Raw genomic sequence first — 23648 nt, forward strand, 5'->3', positions numbered from 1 at the left:
TTGCTAGTAGCGTATCTATGTTAAAATTAAAATCACTGAGCTGTTTTTAGTTAGCTACGGCTTGAAGTTGATCAGGACGGAAACCACTAAAAGCAGGAGTGCCTTCAATTTCAACTACGGGAACGGATTGAAATCCCCGGTCCTTTAGATAATCGATAAATTGAGGTTGCTCGTTAATGTTGTGTTCTTCAAAATCAACGTTATGTTCTGCAAGGTAACGCTTTGTCATCTTACATTGCATGCAGTTATTTTTTGAGTACAATGTTACTTTTGCCATTTTGAATTCACCATCCTTTTTCGAAACGTTTGTTATGAATTCAGTTTACACCAAATAAAGTAAAAAGCAATTCCAAAGCACACCATATATTGTGATTAAATTGTAATAAAACACTATATATGGCGATTGTAACCGTTAAACTAATTTTTAAAAATTTGGAGAGATAAAAATATGACCGAACAGCAACACTATTATTCTAGTAATCCGATCGTTCAACACGAGTTAAATTCTTGGTCTTATGACTTAAGAGGGCACCACTTTACGTTCACTACGGACAACGGAGTGTTTTCTAAAAATCGAGTGGACTATGGTAGTCGGGTATTAATTGATAACGTTGAGCTAGTTGATTTACCTAGTGGTGATCTTTTGGATTTGGGAACCGGCTATGGTCCGTTAGGGATCACTTTAGCTACGGAATTACCGGATCGCCAAATTGAGATGGTGGATATTAACGAACGAGCAGTTGAATTAGCACAACAAAATGCCGCCAATAATCAAGTAAACAACGTTAAGATTCATGTTAGTGATATTTACGATCAAGTACCAAATACCCAATTTGCCGCAATTATTACCAATCCACCAGTGAGAGCCGGTAAAAAAGTAGTGGATGCTATGATTGCCGGAGCCTATGATCATTTAACTACAGGTGGCCGGCTCACAGTGGTGTTGCAAAAAAAGCAAGGTGCTCCTTCGGCTCAAAAGTTGATGGAACAGGTCTTTGGCAATTGCCGCATTCTAAAACGAAGTAAAGGGTATTATATTTTAGAAAGCATCAAGGAAGATTAAACTGTGAACGAAAAGTATATGATAGCAGCATTACAAGAAGCCCAAAAAGCAGCTTTAATTGGAGAAGTACCAATTGGGGCGGTAGTGGTTCATCATGATCAAATCATTGGCAGAGGTCATAATTTACGTGAACACCTGCAAGATGCTACTGCCCATGCTGAAGTATTAGCTATTCAAGAAGCCAATCAAAATTTAAATAGTTGGCGACTTATTGATTGTGATTTATACGTCACTATTGAGCCTTGTGTCATGTGTGCGGGAGCAATTATTAACGCCCAATTAAGTAATGTTTATTTTGGTGCCCGTAACCAAAAGGCTGGGGCTGCTAAAAGCTTATACGAGGTACTAGAAGATGATCGTTTGAATCATCAAGTAGGACTGCAAGAAGGAATCATGGCAGAGGAAGCTGGTCAAATAATGAAAAACTTTTTTAAAGCTGCCCGAAAGCGGCATAAACAAGAAAAACAGAAAAAAACTGGCATTTTTCCAGAAAATAAGTTATGATTATTCTTGCCGTAAGGCCTTGAGGCAAAAGTTGATTTACGAACCGTGTCAGATCCGGAAGGAAGCAGCACTAAGTATTCTTGACTTTGTGTCTCTTGTTTTTTGCCATTTAGCTCCTAGCTTATTAGCTGGGAGTTTTTTTATTTCGGTTCAAAGCATGGTCAAAATGACTATTTCATACTATAATTATTTAGATGTTTTAATGGAATTGAGTTTAAAAAAAGGAGTTAATTGTAATGAGTTATCAAGCTTTGTATCGAGTTTGGCGGCCACAACGTTTTGACGAAATTGTGGGACAAACGATAATTACTAAAACGTTAAAAAATGCACTCATTACGAAACAAGTAAGTCACGCTTACTTGTTTACTGGTCCAAGGGGAACCGGGAAAACTTCTGCAGCTAAAATTTTTGCGAAAGCGGTCAATTGCCATTATTTAACAGATGGTGAGCCTTGTAACGAATGCGAAACCTGTGTGGCAATTAATGAAGGTAGCTTAAATGATGTCATTGAAATTGATGCCGCTTCAAATAATGGGGTGGAGGAGATTCGTGATATCAGAGATAAAGTGAAATATGCTCCCACTCAGGCTGATTACAAGGTTTATATTATCGATGAAGTTCATATGCTATCGACTGGAGCTTTTAACGCATTATTAAAAACTTTAGAAGAACCACCAGCTAATGTAATTTTTATTTTAGCAACTACGGAACCACATAAAATTCCGGCCACTATTATTTCGCGGACCCAACGTTATGATTTTAAACGAATTAAAGCCGTTGATATTTTGCAACGAATGCAATTTATTTTGCAGCAAAAAACAGTATCTTACGACGATCAGGCCCTTAAAGTCATTGCTAAGGCAGCTGAGGGAGGAATGCGAGATGCGTTAAGCATTTTGGATCAAACGATGTCTTATGGTGATGGAACGGTGACCTATGAGAACGCTTTGCAAGTTACTGGGAGTGTCACTAATCAATTATTATTGGATTATTTAAAACAAGTGACGCAGCAACAAACCAAAGCGGCTCTAATAACGGTTCAAGCAGTTTTAAATGAAGGTAAAGATGCCCAACGATTCATTGAAGATTTAACCTCCTATTGTCAAAATTTGTTATTATTTCAACAGGATGCTGAAATGGTCACTGAAATGGAATTAGGAATTATCGATGATGATTTCAAACAGTTGAGTGAAAAAATTGCGGCCGAAAAGATTTATCAAATGATTGATGAACTTAATGATGTGGCAAACTCAATGAGATACACGACCCATCCAGACGTGTACTTGGAAGTTTTAACGGTTAAATTAACTCATCTGCAACCTAATAATACAGTTGAGACTACACCGGTTAACGACTCTCAATTAGCACAACAAGTGACTGATTTGCAACAACAAATTAGTGATTTACAGCAACAATTAGCTAAGGTGCAATCGGCACCGATAACTACCGCTAAAGTTGCTCCTCAAACTAAGTCCAAGCCCCGTGTGGCAGGCAATAAAGGACCAACGGTATCATTAAAACAAGTCTATCCGGTTCTAGATCATGCTACTAGAAAAGATTTAGAGCAACAACAAAGTGTCTGGACAGATTTGATGAATATGCTTTCGGTGACGCAACGAGCAGTAATGCACGTATCAAAGCCAGTTGCGGCGAGTGATAGTGGGGTTATTGTGGCTTTTGATTATTCCTTTTTATTTCAAAAAGCTCAATCTGATCAAGAATTAGTGGATGCGTTAGAAAATGGCTTAGATCGTTTGTTAGGGGTATCTTTAAAGGTAGTATTTGTCCCTGATAGTGAATGGCCACAAATTAGAAAAGATTATTTGGCTAACCACAAAGCACCGGCAACTCAAACCGGTACACCCAAAACAGATAAATCCCAACCAAGCGATGAGATGACTCCCAAAGAAGAACCTATCGTGGCTAAGGCCAAAGACTTGTTTGGGATGGATGTCTTAGAAATTAAAAATGATTAATAATATGGAGGAAATTTTCTATGATGAACGGTATGAACATGAACAAAATGATGAAGCAAATGAAAAAAATGCAAGCTCAATTGGCTGATGAACAGGCTAAGTTAAACGAACAAACCTTTATTGGCAAAGCCCCTAGTGATTTAGTAAGTGCTACTTTTAATGGCCAACGCAAATTAGTTGATTTAGACATTAAATCGGAAGCTATTGACCCAGATGATCCAGAAATGTTGGCTGACTTAGTATTAACAGCAGTTAATGACGGATTAAGCCAAGTTGAAAAAGCCACTGAAGATACTTATGGTAAATATAAAAACAGTATCCCGGGAATGTAATAATAAAGAAGGTTATTAAATGCAATATCCAGAACCAATCGCGAAGTTGATTGATAGTTATATGAAGCTGCCTGGTATTGGTAGTAAAACGGCCACTCGTTTGGCATTTTATACTATTGATATGAATGAAACTGACGTTAAGAACTTTTCCAAAGCGTTAGTAGCGACTAAGGATGATCTTCATTTCTGTTCCATATGTGGTAACATCACCGAAGCCGATCCGTGTGAAATCTGCACTGATAAAACTCGTGATCAATCTCAAATTTTAGTAGTTGAGCAACCAAAAGATGTAATGGTGATGGAAAGAATGAACGAGTACCATGGCCTTTATCACGTATTAAATGGGGTGCTTTCACCAATTGATGGTAAGGGACCAGAAGACTTAAACGTAAAATCTTTGATTACCCGACTACAACAAAATCAAGCGGTTAAAGAGGTTATCGTCGCTACTAATGCTACGCCAGAAGGTGAAGCTACTGCTATGTATTTAAGTCGTTTGATTAAGCCGGCGGGAATTAAGGTGACTAGATTAGCTCATGGACTCTCGGTTGGAGCTGATATTGAATATGCTGATGAAATGACGTTATTTAAGGCCGTTGAAGGTCGGACTGAAATTTAGGAGATAGCCATGTTTTTATCACTTTTTCATCGTTATAATGTCAAAACTGATTATGATGAACGGTTACTCGAATTAGTTAATGACTTAAAAGAAGATTGGGATCATGATCAACAGACTCAACGTGCTGTGGCCGATGGCAAAGTTGACCAGGATTTAGAGCTGGAAACGCAACTGGCTAAGCAAAAATATTTTTTTATTTACCAAGAAGCTCGAATAAGACAGGTGCGTAACCATACTATTCAGTCATCAGTCATTAATCATGATTCAGAAACGTTTGAATAATATTAAATAAAGGTGAGTGATAATCCCGTACCGAGCAAGCGAACATGTAAATATCCGCTGGTATTGAAGATGGGAATAATCGCTCTTTTTTTATGGAAATGAAAGGAATTAGTACTATGCAAACGGGGAAATTTATCAGTTTTGAGGGAACCGATGGGGCTGGCAAAACGTCGGTTCTCAACGCGGTTGCTAAACGACTAACTCCACAACTGCAACAAAAATTATTAATTACAAGAGAACCAGGTGGCGATTTTATTTCAGAACAGATTCGCGAAGTAATTTTAAATCGCCAAAATACCACTATGGATATTAGAACTGAAGCTTTGTTATATGCGGCTTCTCGTCGCCAACACTTAGTTAGTACTATTTTGCCGGCGTTAGCAGATGACAAGTTAGTCCTATGTGATCGTTACGTTGACAGTTCTATTGCCTATCAAGGGGCCGGTCGAAAAATTGGAGAAACTAAGGTGGCCGATATTAACTTATTTGCTACTGATGGGGTCTTGCCGTTTAAAACTATCTATTTTGATATCCCGGTGAAGGTCGGCTTAAAACGTATTGCTGCTCATCGTCAAGAGCAAATTGATCGCTTAGACGTGGAAACAATTGATTTTTATGAACGGGTTCATGCTGCTTATGATCGCCTTGCCTTGGCTGATTCAAACCGTTACATTATCATTGATGCTACCCAGCCATTAAAGCTGGTAGTTGAAGCGACCATGAATCAACTAAAATTAGTTGCTCCAGAGTATTTTACTGAGGAGGAAATTTGATGAAATTAGTAATTGCAATTGTTCAAGATAAAGATGCAGGTAAATTAAGATCAGTTTTTATTGCCCATGATATTATGTCGACAAAGTTCGCTACTGCCGGTAGTTTTTTAAGAGCGGGCAATAGTACCTTTTTTGTAGCAATTGATGAAGAACGGGTTCCTAAAGTTTTAGATTTAATCAAAGAAACCTGTTCGGCTCGACAAAGTTATATGACCCCACCAGTCACCTTAAGTAATGAGCCAGTTGATCAACCTTTTCCAATTGAAGTTCAAGTGGGTGGTGCAACGGTGATGGTGGTCCCATTGGATTCTTTTCACCAATTTTAGGAGTCAAAAATGATTGAAGAAATCAGTAAAACCCAACCAGAAATTGTGAAGCAATTTATGGAAATAGTGCAGCAAAAACACTTATCGCATGCTTACTTATTTACAGGTGAGGTCGGTGCTGGTGAACTAGAAGTAGCGATGCTCATTGCGATGCGACTGTTTTGTACTAATGTGATTGATAATCGCCCGTGTGGTGAGTGTACCGAATGTCGTCGAATTTTGGCTCGTGAGCATCCGGATGTGGTGATGACCAAGCCAGATGGTCTCAGTATCAAGGTGGACCAAATTCGACATATTAAAGCAGAATTTTCTACCAGTGCTGTTGAAGGAAGCCAAAAAGTTTTTATTATTGAAAATGCAGAAAAGATGACAGTCGGAGCGGCCAATAGTTTACTTAAATTCATCGAAGAACCCATAGGTACTGTCACTACTTTCTTGATTAGCCCGGAAAAACAACTGATTTTACCAACGATTGTTTCTAGAACTCAAGTAGTAGATTTTAACGGAGTAGACAATCAGTTACTCATTCAATCATTAACAAATTTAGGGGTACCACCTAGTCAACGTGATCTACTTTTATCATTAACTAATAGTTTGCCCCAGATTGAAGAGTGGGTTCAAGACGATTGGTTTTATAAACTTAGTAATCAATTAATTAAGTGGTTTGAGTATTTAACAGCAGGTAATAAGTTAGCGCTACCCATTGTTCAAATGGAAATTATGCCGTTACTAACTAACCGCACGCAGCAACGGTTAGCCCTTGATTTAATAGTAACTATTTGGCAAGATACCTTACTATGTAAATACAATTCGGCTGCACTTGATTCGATTAGATTTCAATCCGCTAAACCAGTGATTAGTAAGGTGGCTAGTCAAATTACTACCAGTCAATTATTAGCAGCAATCGATGAGTTGTTGACAATTAACGCGGCTTTAGATGTAAATGTTGGCTTTCAAAATATCTTGGAAGCCAAAACCTTAAAAATATTGACATTATTCAGTAAATGAAAAAGTTAGGGTGGTAGAATTGAATAGAAAAGATGCTTACCAGGCGTTGCAAGATGTGGAAGAAGAACTGGCCCATGTAACTAGTCAGTTTGTTAGTTTGCATGAATCACTAACCAATGTGTTGGAAGAAAATGCCGAACTAGAAATTGAAAATCAGCATTTACGAGAGCGAATTAACCAGATGGAAGCTAAAGATGATGATGGCGAAGAACATTTATCCCAATCACGGCAAAATCTGGAGAACCTATATAATGAAGGTTTTCATGTTTGCAGTCAATTTTATGGTAAACACCGTGAGGATGGCGAAGATTGTATTTTTTGTATGGACATAATTTACGGGCGGCGTTAGTTAGGAGAAAATAATTGGAAACACAACAAAGTTTTGATAATCATGGGCAATTAGGGACACTGTATTTGGTGCCCACTCCGATTGGTAATTTGGGGGATATGACATTTAGAGCAGTAGAAACGTTGCAAACAGTTGATTTAATTGCAGCTGAAGATACCCGTAACACGCAAAAACTGTTAAATCATTTTCAAATTGAAACCCACCAAATTAGTTTTCATGAGCATAATACGGCTGAACGAATTCCTGAATTTGTGGCCAAGCTAAAAGCCGGTATTTCGATTGCTCAAGTAAGTGATGCCGGGATGCCCTCTATTAGTGATCCTGGTAAAGAATTAGTAAAAGCTTGTGTTAGTGAAAATATTCCAGTTGTACCACTACCAGGAGCTAATGCTGGATTAACTGCGCTCATTGCGTCTGGCATTGAACCTCAGCCGTTTTATTTTTATGGTTTTTTACCGCGTAAGGATAAAGAACAACGAGCGGAATTAAAACAATTAGCTCAGGTAAGAGTTACCAGTATTTATTATGAAGCACCGCATCGAATCAAAAAAACATTGAAGAATTTCGTTAGTGAATTTGGACCAAATCGGCAGGCTGCTTTGGGTCGAGAATTAACTAAAAAACATGAAGAATTTATTCGGGGCACGCTCGCTGAGTTATTGCAATGGGCGAATGAAGAACAAATTCGCGGAGAATTCGTCATTATTGTCGCTGGTAATGACCATCCTGAAGTGTTAGCAGATGAACCAACTTCTTTGTTACCAGTTACTGAACAGATCCAACAATATATCGAACAAGGAATGGCAGTAAATGCTGCCATTAAAACGGTAGCTAAAGAACGTAACTTAAAGCGCCAATCCGTGTATAATCAATTTCATAACATAGATTAAGAGGGGAAAAAAGTGGCGAAAGAATACCAAATAAACCATCAAGTTTTGTATTATGAAGGTGACATCACTAACCAAATGACAATGGCTATGTTGTTAAACGTGTTAGTATTGGCTTCGGAAGGTCAAAGTCGGTTTTTGGGGGTTGGTCACGAAGTATTAGGTCAAGACGATCTCGGTTGGGTTGTGACTTCTTATTCTATCGATGTGGTCCGGATGCCTAAGGTTGATGAAAATATTACAATTACGACTGAAGGGACTTCTTACAATCGTTTTTTTGCGTTTAGAAAATTTTGGATCAATGATCAAGCCGGTAATCGAATTGTTCAAGTACAAAGTATTTGGGTCATGATCAATGAAAAAACTCGAAAATTAGTTTCAATTCCTACTGAAATAGTGGCAGCTTATGAATCTGAGGCGGTAAAACGGATACCACGGTTACCAAAACCCACTACTTTAACTGAAATTACGAAACAAAAACGGTATCAAGTTCGCTACAGCGATATTGACTTTAACGGTCATGTTAATAATGCTCACTACTTAGAATGGGTGGCCGACACGTTACCATTAACCTTTTTAGCGACTCATACGCCGGAACATATTGATATTCGTTTCGAAAATGAGGTTCGCTATGGCGAAATGATTGATAGCCATCTTCAATTAATAAAGAACGAAGAGCAGACCATTTCCCGTCATGAAATAAAAGATGGTGAAACTGTGTCTGCTAATGCAGAAATTAAATGGCGTTCCACCGAGAAAGGGTAAAAAATGATTACATTAGCAATCGATACGTCTAATCGGCCGTTAACCGTGGCCGTTTTGGATGGAAAACAATTATTGGCCACTACCACGTTGACCACTCACAGAAAACACGCGGAATTTTTACTACCGATTGTGGAAGAATTAGTCGCTAGAGCTGAATTAACACCTACAGACCTACAACGAATAGTTGTTGCTTATGGCCCTGGCTCTTATACGGGAATTCGTATGGCGGTTACTTTGGCTAAAACCTTGAGTTCCACTTTAAATATCGAAATAGTCACCGTTTCTAGCTTATTATCACTAGCGTTAAACGAAAGTCGCCCAGATGTTTTGATTAATCCTATTTTTGATGGACGTAATCAAAATATGTTTACTGGGTTGTATCGGTGGCACGATAACGAATTAATACCGGTGATTGAAGATCAACATATTAATTTAGTTGATTGGTTGCCTAAGTTAAAGCAGCAGACGTTACCTATCATTGCGCTGGGTGAAATTAATAATTTTACTTCTATAATGAAGGAACAATTAGGCGAACGAATTTCTTTTAGATCAGAATTAATGAATATTCCTAATGCAGCAAAGTTAGGAATTTATGGCCAGCAACTGGAACCAGTCAAAGTAGTTGGCACAGTGGTTCCTAATTATTTAAGATTAACCAAAGCAGAAGCGGATTGGCGAAAGGAACATCCTGAAGCGGGTGATGGTAATTATGTGGAAAAAGTTTAAAAATTGGCTGAACCAAAATTTTGATAATAAGGAAGATCGGCTCCGAGATCGGTACCTAGATATTAAAAATCACGAGGTGACGATTAATGGGCTAGACTATTTTCTAGCCAAAGCGGTGATTCCTGATATTCCGGAAATATTGGGCATTGAACGAGCTGTTTATGGGGGGCAAACGCCATGGGATGACAAGGCGTTTCAAAATGAAATTTCTCGTAAACAGGACCGCTTTTACTTGGTGTTACGTCGAAATGATTGGTTAGTAGCCTTTATTGGTTGTAATTTGAACTTTGAAACAAAAGATTGCCATATTTCGAATGTGGCAGTAGCACCTAATTTCCAAGATCACGGATTAGGTTATTTTTTGATTGCCAAAATTGTTAAAAAAGCCCGTGAATTAGAATTTAATAAAGTTACGTTAGAGGTTCGAGTTAGTAATGAAAAAGCTCGTAGTCTTTATAAGGACCTAGGTTTTAGAGAAGCCGGTATTAAAAAAGGCTATTATAATGATGACCATGAAGATGCCATTGATATGGTCATGGATTTAACCGAAGAACCTGGGATTGAGGAATAGAGGAGAGTTCTTTTGGCACGAAATTTAATATTAGCATTTGAAACGAGTTGTGATGAGACGTCAGTGGCGGTAATCGAAAATGGTAATCGCATTTTATCTAACATCGTCGCAACTCAAATTAAGAGTCATCAACGATTTGGGGGAGTAGTCCCAGAAGTTGCTAGCCGTCATCATATTGAAGAAATCACCTTGTGTATTCAAGATGCCTTGAATGAGGCAGGGGTCACTTATGACGACCTAGATGCAGTGGCCGTGACGTATGGTCCAGGATTAGTGGGAGCTTTGCTTATTGGAGTAACTGCTGCTAAAACAGTAGCTTGGGCCCATAATTTACCATTAATTCCGGTTAATCATATTGCTGGCCATATTTATGCGGCTCGATTTGTTGAACCGATTGAATTTCCAGCGCTGGCCTTAGTAGTTTCTGGTGGGCATACGGAATTAGTTTATATGGCCACAGAAAATGATTTTAAAATTATTGGTGAAACTAGAGATGATGCTGCTGGTGAGGCTTATGATAAAATTGGGCGGGTTCTAGGTATTAATTACCCTGCTGGTAAAGAAGTTGATGAATTGGCTCATCAAGGAAAGGATACGTTTAATTTTCCAAGAGCCATGGATCATGAGGATAACTTTGATTTTAGCTTTAGTGGACTAAAAAGTGCTTTTATTAACACGGTTCATCATGCTGACCAAATTGGTGAGACCTTAAATAAGGCTGATTTAGCTACTAGTTTTCAAGCTGCAGTAGTAGATGTTTTAGCCGATAAAACGGTTAAAGCATTAACGAAATTTCCAGTTAAGCAGTTAATCTTGGCTGGTGGAGTGGCTGCTAACAAAGGAATCCGGAGTCGTTTAACAAAAGAATTAGAGGCGTTTACTAATACTAAATTGGTATTAGCACCACTTAATTTATGTGGTGACAATGCGGCGATGATTGGAGCAGTTGGTGAAGAATTATATCGTCATCAGGTTTTTGCTGATGCCAGCTTGAACGCAGTTCCCAGTCTAGAATTTGAATGGTTGGAACCAACAGAATAAAAAAGCAATTCCAGTAAATGGAATTGCTTTTTTATTGGTCAAATTCTTCTAATTTTAGGCTTGTTTCGGTCCAATTGAGTTCTACTTCGTCAATTTCAGTTTGGGTAGCTGCGACTTCGTCTTGTAATCTGCCCAATTCTTGATAGTCAGTTTGAGCCGTATCTGCCATTTGTTCTGCTAATTCGGCTTTATGCTGCTCTAGTTGTTCCATTTGTTGTTCTAATGACTTAACTTGTCGTTCTATTTTACGCCGTTCTTTTTGAGCCTGTTTATTAATAGCGTAATTAGTAGTTGGTTGTGCCACTGATTTTTCTGTTGGTGCATTTAATTCCTCATTGTGGGCTTGAAGGGCTAATTGTTCATCCTTTTTCTCAACGTAATAATCATAATTACCTAGATAATTAGTACTACCAGTAGCACTAATTTCGGTGATGGAAGTAGCTACACGGTTAATAAAGTAACGATCATGAGATACAAATAAAATAGTACCGGTGAATTGGTTTAAGGCTGTTTCTAGGACTTCTCGACTATCGATATCTAAATGGTTAGTAGGTTCATCGAGAATTAAAAAGTTATCATGGCGCATCGCCAACTTGGTTAAAAGTAAGCGGGCTTTTTCACCACCAGAAAGATCGCCCACTAATTTAGCGACATCATCACCAGAAAAAAGAAAACTGCCTAAGATGCTGCGAATATCTTTTTCAGGAGTGGTTGGATGATCATCCCATAATTCAGCTAAAACGGTTTTGGCCGGATGGAGATTTTGTTGCTCTTGATCGTAGTAGCCAATATCCACGCCAGTGCCCCAATTAATCGTTCCATGAATTAACGGAATATTTCCTAAGATACTCTTTAAAAGGGTTGATTTACCGACACCGTTGGGGCCTACAATAGCTACCGCTTGGTTGTTAGTAATTTCTAAATTAATAGGTTCTGCGAGGGGGTGCTGGTCATAACCCACGGCTGCATCCGTCACTTTTAAGATATTATGGCCACTTTGGCGTCTGCCGGTAAAGGCGAAACGAGCTACTTTATCATCGGCAGTTGGCTTTTCTAATCGTTCCATTTTTTCGAGTTGTTTACGACGAGCTTGGGCTTGCTTGGATGATGAAGCTCTAGCAATATTTTTGTCCACAAATGTTTGTAATTTATTGATTTCTGATTGTTGTTTTTCATAGGCCTTGGTCTGTTGAACTTCAATCGCCGCTTTTTGTTCCACGTAACTAGTATAGTTACCTTTATAATGATGAAGCGTGTGGTGGGCCATTTCATAGACTTCATTGACTAATTGGTCTAAGAAATAACGATCATGAGAAATGATCAATAACGCACCACTATATTTTTTAACGTAACCTTCTAACCAAGTAATGGTTTCCACATCCAAATGGTTGGTTGGTTCGTCTAAGATCAGTAATTCGGGCTGTTCTAAAAGTAATTTGGCTAAGGCCAATTGAGTTTTTTGACCACCAGATAGTTCGCTAATTTTGTGATCATATCTATCGCTATCAAACCCAAAGCCATGTAAGACACCACGAATTTCTGCTTGATAACCATAACCGTTTTGGTCACTAAATTGCGTCTGCAGGCGATCATAGTTAGTTGATAGTTGTTCTAATTCTTTGGTATCGGTGGTAGTACCCATTTGTTGCTCGATTTCGTGAATTTGTTGCTCTATTTGTTTTAATGGTTCAAAAACCGATTCCATTTCGGCATAAATGGTTTTAGTAGACTGTAATCCAGTATCTTGAGCTAGGTAACCGATGGTTAAATCTTTTTTTTCAGTAATTTGGCCACTATCGATATTGGAAACTCCCATTATCATTTTAACCAAGGTGGATTTTCCAGCTCCGTTACGCCCAACTAGGGCAATTCGACTATTATCTTGTACAGTTAAATTGACGTTATCAAATAAAGTTTCTGCGCCAAAACGTTTGGCGATATCTTGTGCTTGTAGAATTATCACGATGAAATTCCTTTCTGACTATGCTAATCTCTATATTTTATCATATTGCTGGCGGAAATAATGAACAATAAAATTGAATTAATTTTCACAAAATAGCCGAATATGGTAAAATAGACGCTAAAGAGATTTTCACAAAGTATAAAATATAAATACATATGCAGGAGGATTCACAAGTGGTTGCTGAAAACATTCCTAAGGCAACAGCCAAACGGTTGCCGATTTATTATCGTTATTTAAATATTTTACATGATGCTGGTACTAAACGAATTTCTTCAACGGAGTTAGCTGATGCAGTTCAGGTTGATTCTGCTACCATCAGACGTGATTTTTCCTATTTTGGTGCTTTAGGTAAACGCGGATATGGTTACGATGTTGATAATTTGTTAGCCTTTTTCACTGAAATTTTAAATCAAGGACATTTAACTAACGTTGCTTTAGTAGGGGTTGGTAATTTAGGCCACGCCTTGTTAAACTTTAATTTTCATAAAGACAGCAATGTTCGTATTTCAGCTGCATTTGATGTTAACGACAAAATCGTTAATACAATTCAAGCTGGGGTGCCCATTTATCCCATGACAGAATTAAAGCAACAATTGCGTGATCAACAAATTCAAGTGGTTATTTTAACAGTACCAACGGCTGTAGCTCAAGAAGTGACTGACGAGGCTGTTGAAAGTGGCGTTAAGGGAGTTTTAAACTTTACACCGTTACGATTAGCAGTACCTGAAAATGTTCGAGTACAAAATGTTGATTTAACTAATGAATTACAAACTCTAATTTACTTTATTGATAATTATGAATAATTAATTTCCAAGCGTTTTGATAACATTGAAAACGCTTGGGTTTTTTATTTTTCAGGTAAAAAGACTTGCATTTGCGGACAAATGATTATATATTATAAACAGTGTTTAGCACTACTAACAAAAGAGTGCTAACAATGCTAATAATGTTTAAAATGATGGAGGGGTTAACGTGTTAAAACCATTAGGAGATCGCGTAATCATTGAAACGCAAGAAGAAGAAGAAACCGTCGTTGGCGGTATCGTTTTAGCAAGTAATGCTAAAGAAAAACCACAAACAGGTAAAGTAGTAGCTGTTGGTGATGGTCGCGTTTTGGATAACGGCCAAAAGGTCGCTCCAGTAGTTAAAACCGGTGATATTGTTATGTTTGATAAGTATGCCGGTACAGAAGTTAATTATGATGAAACATCATACTTAGTACTACATGAAAAAGACATTGTAGCAATCGTGGAATAGTTTTTAATCCATTTTAATAATAAAAAGAAAACTTTGAGGTGAATAGAAACATGGCAAAAGAAATTAAATTTTCAGAAGATGCCCGTAATTCTATGCTTAAGGGTGTCGATAAATTAGCAAATACCGTTAAAACTACCATTGGTCCTAAAGGCCGCAACGTAGTTTTGGAACAAACTGCAGGAACTCCAACTATTACTAATGATGGTGTCACTATTGCCAAGGCAATTGATTTACCAGATCATTTTGAAAACATGGGGGCTAAGTTAGTTTCTGAAGTGGCTTCTAAGACTAATGATGTCGCTGGTGATGGTACCACTACGGCAACTGTTTTAACTCAAGCCATTGTAAACGAAGGAATGAAAAACGTTACTGCTGGTGCTAACCCAGTGGGAATCCGTCGCGGAATCGAAAAGGCTACACGGGCAGCCGTTGATTCCCTTCACAAGATGTCACATGAAGTGAAATCAAAAGATGACATTGCTCAAATCGCTTCAATTTCTTCAGCTAACGAAGAAGTTGGTGAATTGATTGCGGACGCAATGGACAAAGTTGGTAATGACGGCGTAATTACAATTGAAGAATCACGTGGAGTTGATACTAGCTTAGACGTTGTAGAAGGTATGCAATTTGACCGTGGTTACATGTCACAATACATGGTAACTGACAACGAAAAAATGGAAGCAAATTTGGATAATCCATATATCTTGCTAACTGATAAGAAGATTACTAATATCCAAGATGTTTTACCATTACTTCAACAAATTGTTGAACAAGGTCGTTCATTGTTAATCATTGCCGATGATATCGGTGGTGAAGCTCTTCCAACCTTGGTTCTTAACAAAATGCGTGGAACCTTTAACGTCGTAGCTGTAAAAGCTCCTGGTTTTGGTGATCGTCGTAAGGAACAACTACAAGACATCGCTGTTTTAACTGGTGGAACTGTCATTACTGACGATTTGGGTCTTAACTTAAAAGACACCACTATTGATCAATTGGGCCAAGCCGGTAAGGTCAACGTTACTAAAGATAATACGATGATCGTTGAAGGTGCTGGTAACAAAGATCAAATCGCTGCTCGTGTTGATGAAATTAAAAATCAAATCGAAGCTACTAGCTCAGACTTTGACCGTGATAAGTTAAAGGAACGTTTAGCTAAGATGACCGGTGGGGTTGCAGTTATTCGTGTGGGTGCTGCTACTGAAACTGAATTAAAAGAAAAGAAATATCGGATTGAAGATGCCTTAAACGCAACTCGTGCTGCGGTTGAAGAGGGCTTCGTATCTGGTGGTGGTACTGCCTTAATTAATGCTATTCCTGATGTGGCCAAGATTGAAGCTGACGGTGACGAAGGTACTGGTGTTAAGATTGTGCTTCGTGCTTTAGAAGAACCAGTACGTCAAATTGCTGAAAATGCTGGGGTTGAAGGTTCAGTGATTGTTGAAAAACTTAAGGGTGAAAAACCAGGTATTGGTTACAATGCCGCTAATGGTAAGTTTGAAAACATGATTGATGACGGAATCGTTGATCCTACCAAAGTAACTCGTTCAGCTCTTCAAAATGCTGCCTCTGTTTCCGCATTATTATTAACCACTGAAGCAGTAGTTGCTGATGAACCAAAGACTGATGATGGTCCAATGGCTCCTGCTGGAATGCCTGGCGGAATGGGTATGTAGTTTTAATATTAATAGCTTTAACAAAAAAACGTCCGAATGGGCGTTTTTTTGTTGTTTCTAATTATTTGTGGTTTAATAGAATAATAGCTTGTGTTTATAATTATTTAGTATTATGATTCTAGGGTTCGAGACACTGCATAGGAGACGATCCGTGGAGTTTTTAAAATTTTAACAGAGGTTAAAGGAGTTATTTGCTATGTGGCATTATTTAAAGCGGGTTTTAATTGGAAAGCCTTTAAAAACCGCTGATGAAGGTGGTCAAGCTTTAACTAAGTTTAAGGCATTAGCACTGTTATCTTCTGATGCATTGTCATCAGTTGCATATGGGACGGAGCAAATTACGACTGTATTGATCACATTATCAATGGCAGCCTTGATGTATCAAGTCTGGGTAGCGGCTTTGGTGCTAGTTTTATTAGCAGCCATTACGTTATCTTATCAACAAATCATTCATGCTTATCCTTCAGGTGGAGGGGCCTACGTGGTTGCAAGTACCAACTGGGGCCAGGGGGCTGGTTTGGTTGCAGGTGGCTCTTTATTAGTGGATTACATGCTGACAGTAGCTGTTTCCACGACATCAGCAACTGAAGCCATAACGTCTGCTATTCCGGCGTTATATAGTCATCAAGTTTTAATTTCTTGTTTGATTGTTGTTGGTATTATGTTGTTAAATCTTCGTGGTATTCGAGAATCAGCTAGCTTTTTGACATTACCAGTTTATTTATTTATTATTATGATCATTTTTATGATTGTTTATGGTTTATATAACATTCTGACTGGTAATATTGAGTATCATGCGGCTGCCCAAATTAACCAACAAGTTCAAGGAATGACATTAGTGCTCTTCTTTAGGGCCTTTTCATCAGGCTCATCATCCTTAACTGGGGTGGAAGCGATTAGTAATGCGGTACCTAACTTTAAGAAACCGAAAAGTCATAATGCCTCAGCAACGTTAGCTATTATGGCGACTATTTTAGCGGTATTCTTTGGTGGAATTACTTATTTGAGTTATTACATGGGAATTGTCCCAAGTAGTCATGAAACGGTTCTTTCCCAAATTGGTGAAGGCGTTTTTGGCCATGGAGCGATCTATTATCTCCTACAACTTTCAACAGCGATGATTTTGGCTGTGGCCGCAAATACTGGTTTCTCTGCCTTTCCAATTTTAGCTTATAATTTGGCTAAAGATAAATTCTTGCCTCACGCTTATCTTGATAAGGGTGATCGGTTGGGTTATTCTAACGGGATTATTTCATTGGCCATTGGAGCCATTGCTTTAATCATTTTATTTGGTGGTAAGACTAGTTCATTGATTCCACTATATGCGGTTGGGGTGTTCGTGCCATTTACCTTGTCACAATCAGGAATGATCATTCATTGGCGTCGGAATAAGGGTAGAAACTGGTTGCTAAAGGCCACAATTAACTTTGTGGGAGCTTTTATCTCACTAGCACTGGTAGTGTTCTTATTCTTACTTCGTTTCGAAAATGTTTGGCCATATCTAATTGTGATGCCAATTATTTTGCGAATGTTCTATAAAATTCATGGCCACTATATTCGAGTGGCTGAACAACTGCGAGTGGAAGAAGAAGCCCATAAAATTGCCAACACTCATCATTTTGACGGTTCAACCGTCATTGTTTTGGTCAGCGGTGTTACTAGGGTAACTTCAAAAGCGATTAGCTACGCACAATCAATCGGTGATTACGTTATTGCAATGCATGTTTCGTTTGATTCTAATCCAGAAAAAGAAAAGGAAACCTCTGAAGAATTTAAGAAAGAATTCCCAGATGTGCGTTTTGTCGATATTCATTCGTCTTATCGTTCAATTGCACAGCCAACCTTGCGTTTCTGTGATGTGATTGCTAAACGGGCAGAAGATCGTAACTACTCCACTACTGTGTTAGTACCACAATTTGTTCCTAAACATCGTTGGGAGCAAATCTTGCATAACCAAACCGGGTTACGTTTACGAGCAACCTTAAATTCACGACAAAATATGATTATTGCTACTTATAATTATCACCTTAAAGAGTAGTTCATTAAGTTCATACTAATAATTTTGACGACCTCATATCAATTTGATAGGGGTCGTTTTTTTATTGATTGTGGGCGTTTTATGGCAGGAATAAAAAGTTTTTTAAAGATTTCGGCTTAATTTATCAGTAATGTTATTGACGCTTTCAAATTAGAGGAATATTATAGCTGTCGATCAGTAAAAACTTAAAACTATACTTGGTGGAAGGATACATTATCATGGAAGCTAGGAAAAAGATAACGATTGCTGGTATTTTAATTACATTAGGAATTGTTTATGGTGATATTGGAACATCACCGTTGTATGTAATGAATGCGATTATTGCTGATGCTGGAAAAGTATCGGCCTTATCGCCAGAATATATTATTGGTTCCATCTCATTGATTTTTTGGACACTTATGTTGCTAACAACCATTAAATACGTGGTTTTGGCTATGCGAGCTGATAATAACGGTGAAGGTGGCATCTTTGCATTATATGCGTTAGTGCATCATCGTGGTACTTGGCTAGTTATTCCGGCCTTAATTGGCGGCTCAGCGCTGTTAGCTGATGGTACATTAACACCAGCGGTGACGGTGACCTCGGCCGTAGAAGGACTGAAAGGGCAAAATTTTTGGGGGATTCAATTTAGTAACGCACAAATTGTGGTATTGTTGATTACGACAACGGTTTTATTGTTACTATTTATGATTCAACAATTTGGAACCGCTAAGATTGGAAATGCTTTTGGTCCCGTCATGTTGCTTTGGTTTGCATTTTTAGGAATTGTGGGATTGATACATATGGGAGGACACTTAGAAATTCTCAAGGCCCTTTCACCAATTTATGGAATTAAAATTCTTTTCTCACCGACTAACAAGGTAGGTATTTTTTTACTAGGCAGTATCTTCTTGGCAACTACCGGTGCCGAAGCATTATATTCAGATATGGGACATGTGGGTAAATTTAATATTTATCTAACCTGGCCGTTTGTTTATTCGATGTTAATGTTAAATTATTTTGGTCAAGGAGCTTGGTTACTCGCACATTACAAGGATGCTCAATTTGCTAATGCAGCAACCATTAATCCATTTTATGAAATGTTGAATCATAATTTACGACCAATCGCCATTATTTTAGCAACGTTAGCAGCTATTATTGCGTCACAAGCGTTAATTACCGGGTCGTATACGTTGGTTCATGAAGCCATTAATTTGAAATTTCTGCCTAGAATGGCCATCACCCATCCGTCTAATGAACGCGGTCAAATATATATTTCTTTTGTTAACTGGTTTTTATGTATTGTGACTTTAAGCGTCGTATGGTTATTTAGAACTAGTAAAGCCATGGAGGCTGCTTATGGGTTAGCAATTACGGTGACAATGTTAATGACAACCATCTTGTTGTTTGAGTTCTTATCAATGCACACCAATCGAATTAGGGCTTTCTTAGTAGCTGGTTTCTTTGGCGTGATTGAATCGATTTTCTTAATTGCTAGTTTAGTTAAGTTTGTGCATGGAGGATATATTACTTTAATCATCATGCTGATTATTTTAGGAGTAATGGTGGTTTGGTACTTTGGTAATAAGATTCGAGAGTATTATCAATATCAAAGTGAATCCGTTAACTTAACCGATTATACGGATCAATTAAGTGAATTGGCTCATGATGAAAGTATTCCTTATTTTGCTGCCAATTTAGTTTATTTAACTCGAGTAAAACCAGGATATTTAATTAAGAGAACGGTTTTATATTCTATTTTTGATAAACAACCCAAACGAGCTCAAGTTTACTGGTTCATAACGGTTAATGAGACTGATAAGCCTTACGAACAGCGTTATGTTGTTGATATGATGGGCACTCGAGATGTAGTTTCGGTTCAAATTTATTTGGGTTTTAGGTGTTCTCAACATGTTAATAAATATCTTCGACAAATTATTGCTGATTTATTAGCTGAAAAAGTAATTGACCCTCAAACACCAAAATACACAACAGTTGCTGGTCGTAAGGTGGGAGACTTTAAATTTGTTATTATTCGCGACAGAGCCAAGGGCTTACCAACCGAAGAGCTTGCAAATTGGAAGCGGCTGTTAATTGATGGACGAATTGGGTTACAAAACATCACTACTAACCCAGCTGATTGGTATGGTTTAGAGTTTGCCGATATTGTCGATGAAGTGGCGCCACTTTTCATTGGTACTAATCATAAAATTAATTTTACTGATCATGAAATTAAAAATATTAAGATAAAAAATAATAGTTTTAAGTAAAGGCACTAAAAAAGCATCCTCGAATGAGGATGCTTTTTAAATATTTATTTATTAAATTAAACCAACCAGCTTTGCAAATAATGGAACAACGATATCAGCTACAATTGAAATAATAACTGTAGCGATAGAAGCCATTGATCCTTGAATGGAACCTAATTGCAAGGCTTTGGCGGAACCAACCGTATGTCCGGCAGTTCCAAGTCCTAAACCAGCACCAATTGGATCGGTGAGGTGGAAGAGCTTAATGAGCCAATCGGCCAAGGCATAGATGATAACGGCATTGACGATGCAGGCCATCGCAGTAACAGCTGGAATACCTTTAATGGCACCAGCGATTGGCATGGCCACAGCTGTAGTAGCGGCTTGTGGTAACATCGAGGCAATCCCTGCGTTATCCAACCCAAATAACTTAGAAACACCATAAATAGCGAATTCAGAAAGAAATAGCCCAATAATTAATGAAAGAATAATAACTGGCCAGAATCGTTTAACGATATCATTTCGGCGGTACAGTGGAATCGCAAAGGCGATTGTCGCTGGTTGTAAAAACCAAATGATAAGCGATCCTCCCGGTAAGTATGCATTGGTGTAGAACCAAGTAGTACCTACACCCAACATCTTAGCCATCAAGACCAGAATTAAGATTCCTAATACCATTCCGACAAATAATGGTTGAAATAAGAAGAAACCATTAGAAATCTTAAAGAGCCATTTACCGATTAAGAAAACGGCGATTGAAAGAAAAATACCAAAAATTGGGGTTCCTAAGAACTTAATTATTTCTGCTTGCATTTATCCATAACACTCCTTTTTTCCTTTATTCGGAAATGTCAGTATTTTGGTGAAAGACATTTTTCACTACCCACATCATTCCGGCTGTAACAAATGAAACTACAACAAGTAAAATGATTGTTGAAAGGATAATGACGATAATAAGTTGAATACCTTGATCCTTCATAACGTCGAGGCTCGCTGTAAGGGCAATTCCTGAAGGGACAAACAGGAAGGCAATTAACCCGATCATGAAATCAGCGAACTTTTCAACCCATTCCAGTTTAATAATCTTGAAGGCTAATAGCCCATACAATAAAATTAAACCAATTACCGGTGTAGGAACCGGAAAATTAGCTGGAAACAGAGGTGAAATAAGACTGGAAACAAAAAGAATAGCAGCAAAAATTCCCATTTGAATTAGAACTGGTGCTGCCTTTGGTTCAGTTGACGAATTTTGACTCATAAGAAGACCACCTTTCATATTAGTATGTCCCTATAGCTCAATTATATCAGTAAACTATTTAAAAACAATTATTAAAAAAACGTTTTCAAATCTTTTCCAGTTATGCTTAATAAATTTCAGAAATTTATTTTGTGCTATTTACAATTCTTAAGTAATTGTAGTAAAACGGTTGGAAGCTTGTAATTGCATATTTTGCTTTGTATAATTATTCTAAATACTAAAATGAATTTGAGGTTAATATCTTGAGATTTGAAATCATTGTTTCATTAGTTGCAACCATGATTATCTCAGCAGTTTTGACCCCATTTGTTCGAAAATTCGCTTTTAAAATTGGGGCAGTAGATGTGCCCAATAAGCGCCGGGTTAATAAGGTTCCGATGCCTACAATAGGGGGACTCGCAATTTTTATTGCCTTCACGTTTTCGACAATGGTACTGTTGCGTAACCAAATTCCTAGTAAAATTCTTTGGGGAGTATTTGGTGGAGAAGTCATTATTATCGCGACCGGCTTAATTGATGATATCTATGAGTTAAAACCCAAACAAAAAATCCTAGGAATTTTGTTGGCGGCTCTTTGGGTATATTTCTTTGCTGGCGTTAGAATGCGGGCGATTACGCTGCCATTTATTACCATTCATCACTTAGGCTGGCTTAGCTTGCCAATTACATTAATTTGGATTTTGGCGATTACTAATGCGGTTAACTTAATAGATGGCTTAGATGGCCTGGCTACTGGGGTCGCAATTATTGCTTTAAGTACCATGGGGATTACTGGGATGTTTTTTCTTAATGTCGGTAATATTTTCGTTTCAGTGATGATTTTTGCACTAGTAGCTTCTTGTATCGGTTTTTTACCATATAATTTTTTTCCAGCTCGAATTTATTTAGGTGATACTGGTTCTTTGTTTATCGGTTTTATGATTTCAATTTTTTCTCTTTTTGGTTTGAAAAATGCTACCTTCATTGCTATTTTGATTCCGGTAATGATTTTAGGGGTGCCGATTACCGATACAATCTTCGCCATTTTCAGACGCTTATTAAATCGAGAGCCCATTACTCATGCTGACAAGATGCATTTGCATCATCGATTGATGAGCTTAGGCTTAACTCATCGCCAAACGGTGTTAGTAATATATGGTATTGCATTAATCTTCTCTTTTATTTCCTTGCTTTATCCAATTTCAACACTGTGGGGATCATTATTGCTAACTATTGCAGTATTGATTGGGTTGGAATTATTTGTCGAAACCATTGGATTGGTAGGTAAAGATCGCCAACCACTACTTAATTGGATTAATAAGATTGTTAAGAGTACTACTAGTAAAAATAGTCATTAAAAAAACTTCCAAATATTTGGAAGTTTTTTTATTTATCATAAGAAATAGCAGTAGGTTCAATGGCACCCTTTTGAAAGGTGACATTGCCACTAAGTAAATCCAAAATTTGATCGGTGATTACTGTTTGATGACTAACTGGAACGGCAATAGTGACAATAATTTTGTCAGTATATTGGGTATCTTTGATAACAATATTATTAGTGGTCAAAAAATAATTTAAAGAATCTAATTGAGCGTAGTTGATTTGAATATCAATTAGTTGATATTCCACAATTGCCACAATTCCAATTTTTTCAATGGCGGCTGCAGTAGTACCACTATAGGCGCGAATTAAGCCACCGGCACCTAATTTAATGCCACCAAAATAGCGCGTTACCACGGCAACGGTATTATGTAGTTCATTTCGTTTTAACACTTCTAAAATAGGAACACCAGCCGTGCCGGCAGGCTCACCGTTATCACTTTCACGTTGAATATGATCGTCATTACCTAATAAATAGGCGAAGCAGTTATGATTGGCCTTGGGATTAGCGGCCACAACATCAGCAATAAATTGTTTAGCAGCTGTTTCAGTAGCAACTGGGGCTAGACTACAAATAAATCTAGATTTTTTGATATTGGTTTCATATTGTCCGGTATCAGCAATGGTTAAAAATGGTTTTGACATGAATT

26 protein-coding genes and 1 other RNA gene are annotated in these 23648 nt (G+C 37.8%); 22 read left to right on the forward strand and 5 right to left on the reverse strand.

The window, feature by feature from the left end:
- Positions 1–46: 46 nt before the first annotated feature.
- The gene (nrdH, locus tag HII32_RS05125; protein WP_172189009.1) at positions 47–277 is read right to left on the reverse strand and encodes a glutaredoxin-like protein NrdH; all 231 of its coding nucleotides are present in this window, start codon (positions 275–277) and stop codon (positions 47–49) included.
- Positions 278–448: 171 nt separating this feature from the next.
- On the opposite strand from nrdH, the gene HII32_RS05130 reads away from it, so the two are divergent.
- From HII32_RS05130 to tsaD, 16 genes are all read left to right on the forward strand, one after another.
- A complete protein-coding gene (locus tag HII32_RS05130) occupies positions 449–1063 on the forward strand; it encodes a class I SAM-dependent methyltransferase (protein WP_172189011.1) in 615 nt (204 codons plus the stop codon).
- A gap of 18 nt (positions 1064–1081) precedes the next feature.
- Positions 1082–1567: a tRNA adenosine(34) deaminase TadA gene (gene tadA / locus HII32_RS05135; protein WP_172190000.1), complete on the forward strand. Its 486-nt coding sequence runs from the start codon at positions 1082–1084 to the stop codon at positions 1565–1567.
- Positions 1568–1583: 16 nt separating this feature from the next.
- An RNA gene (ffs, locus tag HII32_RS05140) (signal recognition particle sRNA small type) lies at positions 1584–1670 on the forward strand.
- 133 nt (positions 1671–1803) lie between these two features.
- The gene (gene dnaX, locus HII32_RS05145; RefSeq protein ID WP_172189013.1) at positions 1804–3543 is read left to right on the forward strand and encodes a DNA polymerase III subunit gamma/tau; all 1740 of its coding nucleotides are present in this window, start codon (positions 1804–1806) and stop codon (positions 3541–3543) included.
- Positions 3544–3563: 20 nt separating this feature from the next.
- Positions 3564–3875, forward strand: a complete 312-nt coding sequence (locus tag HII32_RS05150) for a YbaB/EbfC family nucleoid-associated protein (protein ID WP_172189015.1) — start codon at positions 3564–3566, stop codon at positions 3873–3875.
- Between the two features lie 19 nt (positions 3876–3894).
- Positions 3895–4494 carry a recombination mediator RecR gene (gene recR / locus HII32_RS05155; RefSeq protein WP_172189017.1) on the forward strand — a complete coding sequence of 200 codons (600 nt, stop codon included), beginning with the start codon at positions 3895–3897 and terminating at the stop codon, positions 4492–4494.
- Positions 4495–4503: 9 nt separating this feature from the next.
- Entirely contained in the window at positions 4504–4776 is a 273-nt protein-coding gene (locus HII32_RS05160; RefSeq protein WP_172189019.1) for a YaaL family protein, read from the forward strand.
- 116 nt (positions 4777–4892) lie between these two features.
- Positions 4893–5549 (forward strand): dTMP kinase, encoded by a 657-nt coding sequence (gene tmk / locus HII32_RS05165; RefSeq protein ID WP_172190002.1) that lies wholly within the window; start codon positions 4893–4895, stop codon positions 5547–5549.
- Complete coding sequence (locus tag HII32_RS05170) at positions 5549–5875, forward strand: cyclic-di-AMP receptor (protein ID WP_172189021.1); 327 nt, start codon at positions 5549–5551, stop codon at positions 5873–5875. The genes tmk and HII32_RS05170 overlap by 1 nt, the downstream gene beginning before the upstream one ends.
- A gap of 9 nt (positions 5876–5884) precedes the next feature.
- Positions 5885–6883: a DNA polymerase III subunit delta' gene (gene holB / locus HII32_RS05175; protein ID WP_172189023.1), complete on the forward strand. Its 999-nt coding sequence runs from the start codon at positions 5885–5887 to the stop codon at positions 6881–6883.
- A gap of 19 nt (positions 6884–6902) precedes the next feature.
- Positions 6903–7232: a DNA replication initiation control protein YabA gene (locus HII32_RS05180; protein WP_172189025.1), complete on the forward strand. Its 330-nt coding sequence runs from the start codon at positions 6903–6905 to the stop codon at positions 7230–7232.
- A gap of 14 nt (positions 7233–7246) precedes the next feature.
- Positions 7247–8122, forward strand: coding sequence for a 16S rRNA (cytidine(1402)-2'-O)-methyltransferase (gene rsmI / locus HII32_RS05185; RefSeq protein WP_172189027.1), 876 nt, complete (start codon positions 7247–7249; stop codon positions 8120–8122).
- 12 nt (positions 8123–8134) lie between these two features.
- Positions 8135–8884, forward strand: coding sequence for an acyl-ACP thioesterase domain-containing protein (locus HII32_RS05190; RefSeq protein WP_172189029.1), 750 nt, complete (start codon positions 8135–8137; stop codon positions 8882–8884).
- 3 nt (positions 8885–8887) lie between these two features.
- Positions 8888–9610 carry a tRNA (adenosine(37)-N6)-threonylcarbamoyltransferase complex dimerization subunit type 1 TsaB gene (gene tsaB, locus HII32_RS05195; protein WP_172189031.1) on the forward strand — a complete coding sequence of 241 codons (723 nt, stop codon included), beginning with the start codon at positions 8888–8890 and terminating at the stop codon, positions 9608–9610.
- Entirely contained in the window at positions 9594–10181 is a 588-nt protein-coding gene (gene rimI, locus HII32_RS05200; RefSeq protein WP_172189033.1) for a ribosomal protein S18-alanine N-acetyltransferase, read from the forward strand. Before tsaB ends, rimI begins: the two co-directional genes overlap by 17 nt.
- 12 nt (positions 10182–10193) lie before the next feature.
- Complete coding sequence (gene tsaD, locus HII32_RS05205) at positions 10194–11222, forward strand: tRNA (adenosine(37)-N6)-threonylcarbamoyltransferase complex transferase subunit TsaD (RefSeq protein WP_172189035.1); 1029 nt, start codon at positions 10194–10196, stop codon at positions 11220–11222.
- A gap of 31 nt (positions 11223–11253) precedes the next feature.
- Here the strand turns inward: tsaD and abc-f are convergent, their stop codons facing one another.
- Positions 11254–13185, reverse strand: coding sequence for a ribosomal protection-like ABC-F family protein (abc-f, locus tag HII32_RS05210; RefSeq protein WP_172189037.1), 1932 nt, complete (start codon positions 13183–13185; stop codon positions 11254–11256).
- Positions 13186–13340: 155 nt separating this feature from the next.
- Between abc-f and HII32_RS05215 the strand changes: the two genes are divergently transcribed.
- From HII32_RS05215 to HII32_RS05235, 5 genes are all read left to right on the forward strand, one after another.
- A complete protein-coding gene (locus HII32_RS05215; protein ID WP_172189039.1) occupies positions 13341–13988 on the forward strand; it encodes a redox-sensing transcriptional repressor Rex in 648 nt (215 codons plus the stop codon).
- A 169-nt stretch (positions 13989–14157) separates the two neighbouring features.
- Entirely contained in the window at positions 14158–14442 is a 285-nt protein-coding gene (gene groES, locus HII32_RS05220) for a co-chaperone GroES (protein ID WP_172189041.1), read from the forward strand.
- Between the two features lie 50 nt (positions 14443–14492).
- Entirely contained in the window at positions 14493–16115 is a 1623-nt protein-coding gene (gene groL, locus HII32_RS05225) for a chaperonin GroEL (RefSeq protein ID WP_172189043.1), read from the forward strand.
- A 196-nt stretch (positions 16116–16311) separates the two neighbouring features.
- Positions 16312–18153 carry an APC family permease gene (locus HII32_RS05230; RefSeq protein WP_172189045.1) on the forward strand — a complete coding sequence of 614 codons (1842 nt, stop codon included), beginning with the start codon at positions 16312–16314 and terminating at the stop codon, positions 18151–18153.
- Between the two features lie 218 nt (positions 18154–18371).
- Positions 18372–20402, forward strand: a complete 2031-nt coding sequence (locus tag HII32_RS05235; RefSeq protein ID WP_172189054.1) for a KUP/HAK/KT family potassium transporter — start codon at positions 18372–18374, stop codon at positions 20400–20402.
- Between the two features lie 51 nt (positions 20403–20453).
- On the opposite strand, the gene HII32_RS05240 is transcribed toward HII32_RS05235, so the two are convergent.
- A complete protein-coding gene (locus tag HII32_RS05240; RefSeq protein WP_172189056.1) occupies positions 20454–21194 on the reverse strand; it encodes an LrgB family protein in 741 nt (246 codons plus the stop codon).
- Between the two features lie 25 nt (positions 21195–21219).
- Positions 21220–21639, reverse strand: coding sequence for a CidA/LrgA family protein (locus tag HII32_RS05245; RefSeq protein ID WP_172189058.1), 420 nt, complete (start codon positions 21637–21639; stop codon positions 21220–21222).
- Between the two features lie 242 nt (positions 21640–21881).
- Here HII32_RS05245 and HII32_RS05250 point away from each other — a divergent pair, with 242 nt between their 5' ends.
- Entirely contained in the window at positions 21882–22976 is a 1095-nt protein-coding gene (locus HII32_RS05250; RefSeq protein ID WP_172189060.1) for a glycosyltransferase family 4 protein, read from the forward strand.
- Between the two features lie 28 nt (positions 22977–23004).
- On the opposite strand, the gene HII32_RS05255 is transcribed toward HII32_RS05250, so the two are convergent.
- Complete coding sequence (locus tag HII32_RS05255; protein WP_172189062.1) at positions 23005–23643, reverse strand: YigZ family protein; 639 nt, start codon at positions 23641–23643, stop codon at positions 23005–23007.
- Between the last annotated feature and the right edge of the window lie 5 nt (positions 23644–23648).

The sequence above is a fragment of the Lentilactobacillus kribbianus genome (genome assembly GCF_013184075.1).
Lineage (GTDB): Bacteria > Bacillota > Bacilli > Lactobacillales > Lactobacillaceae > Lentilactobacillus > Lentilactobacillus kribbianus.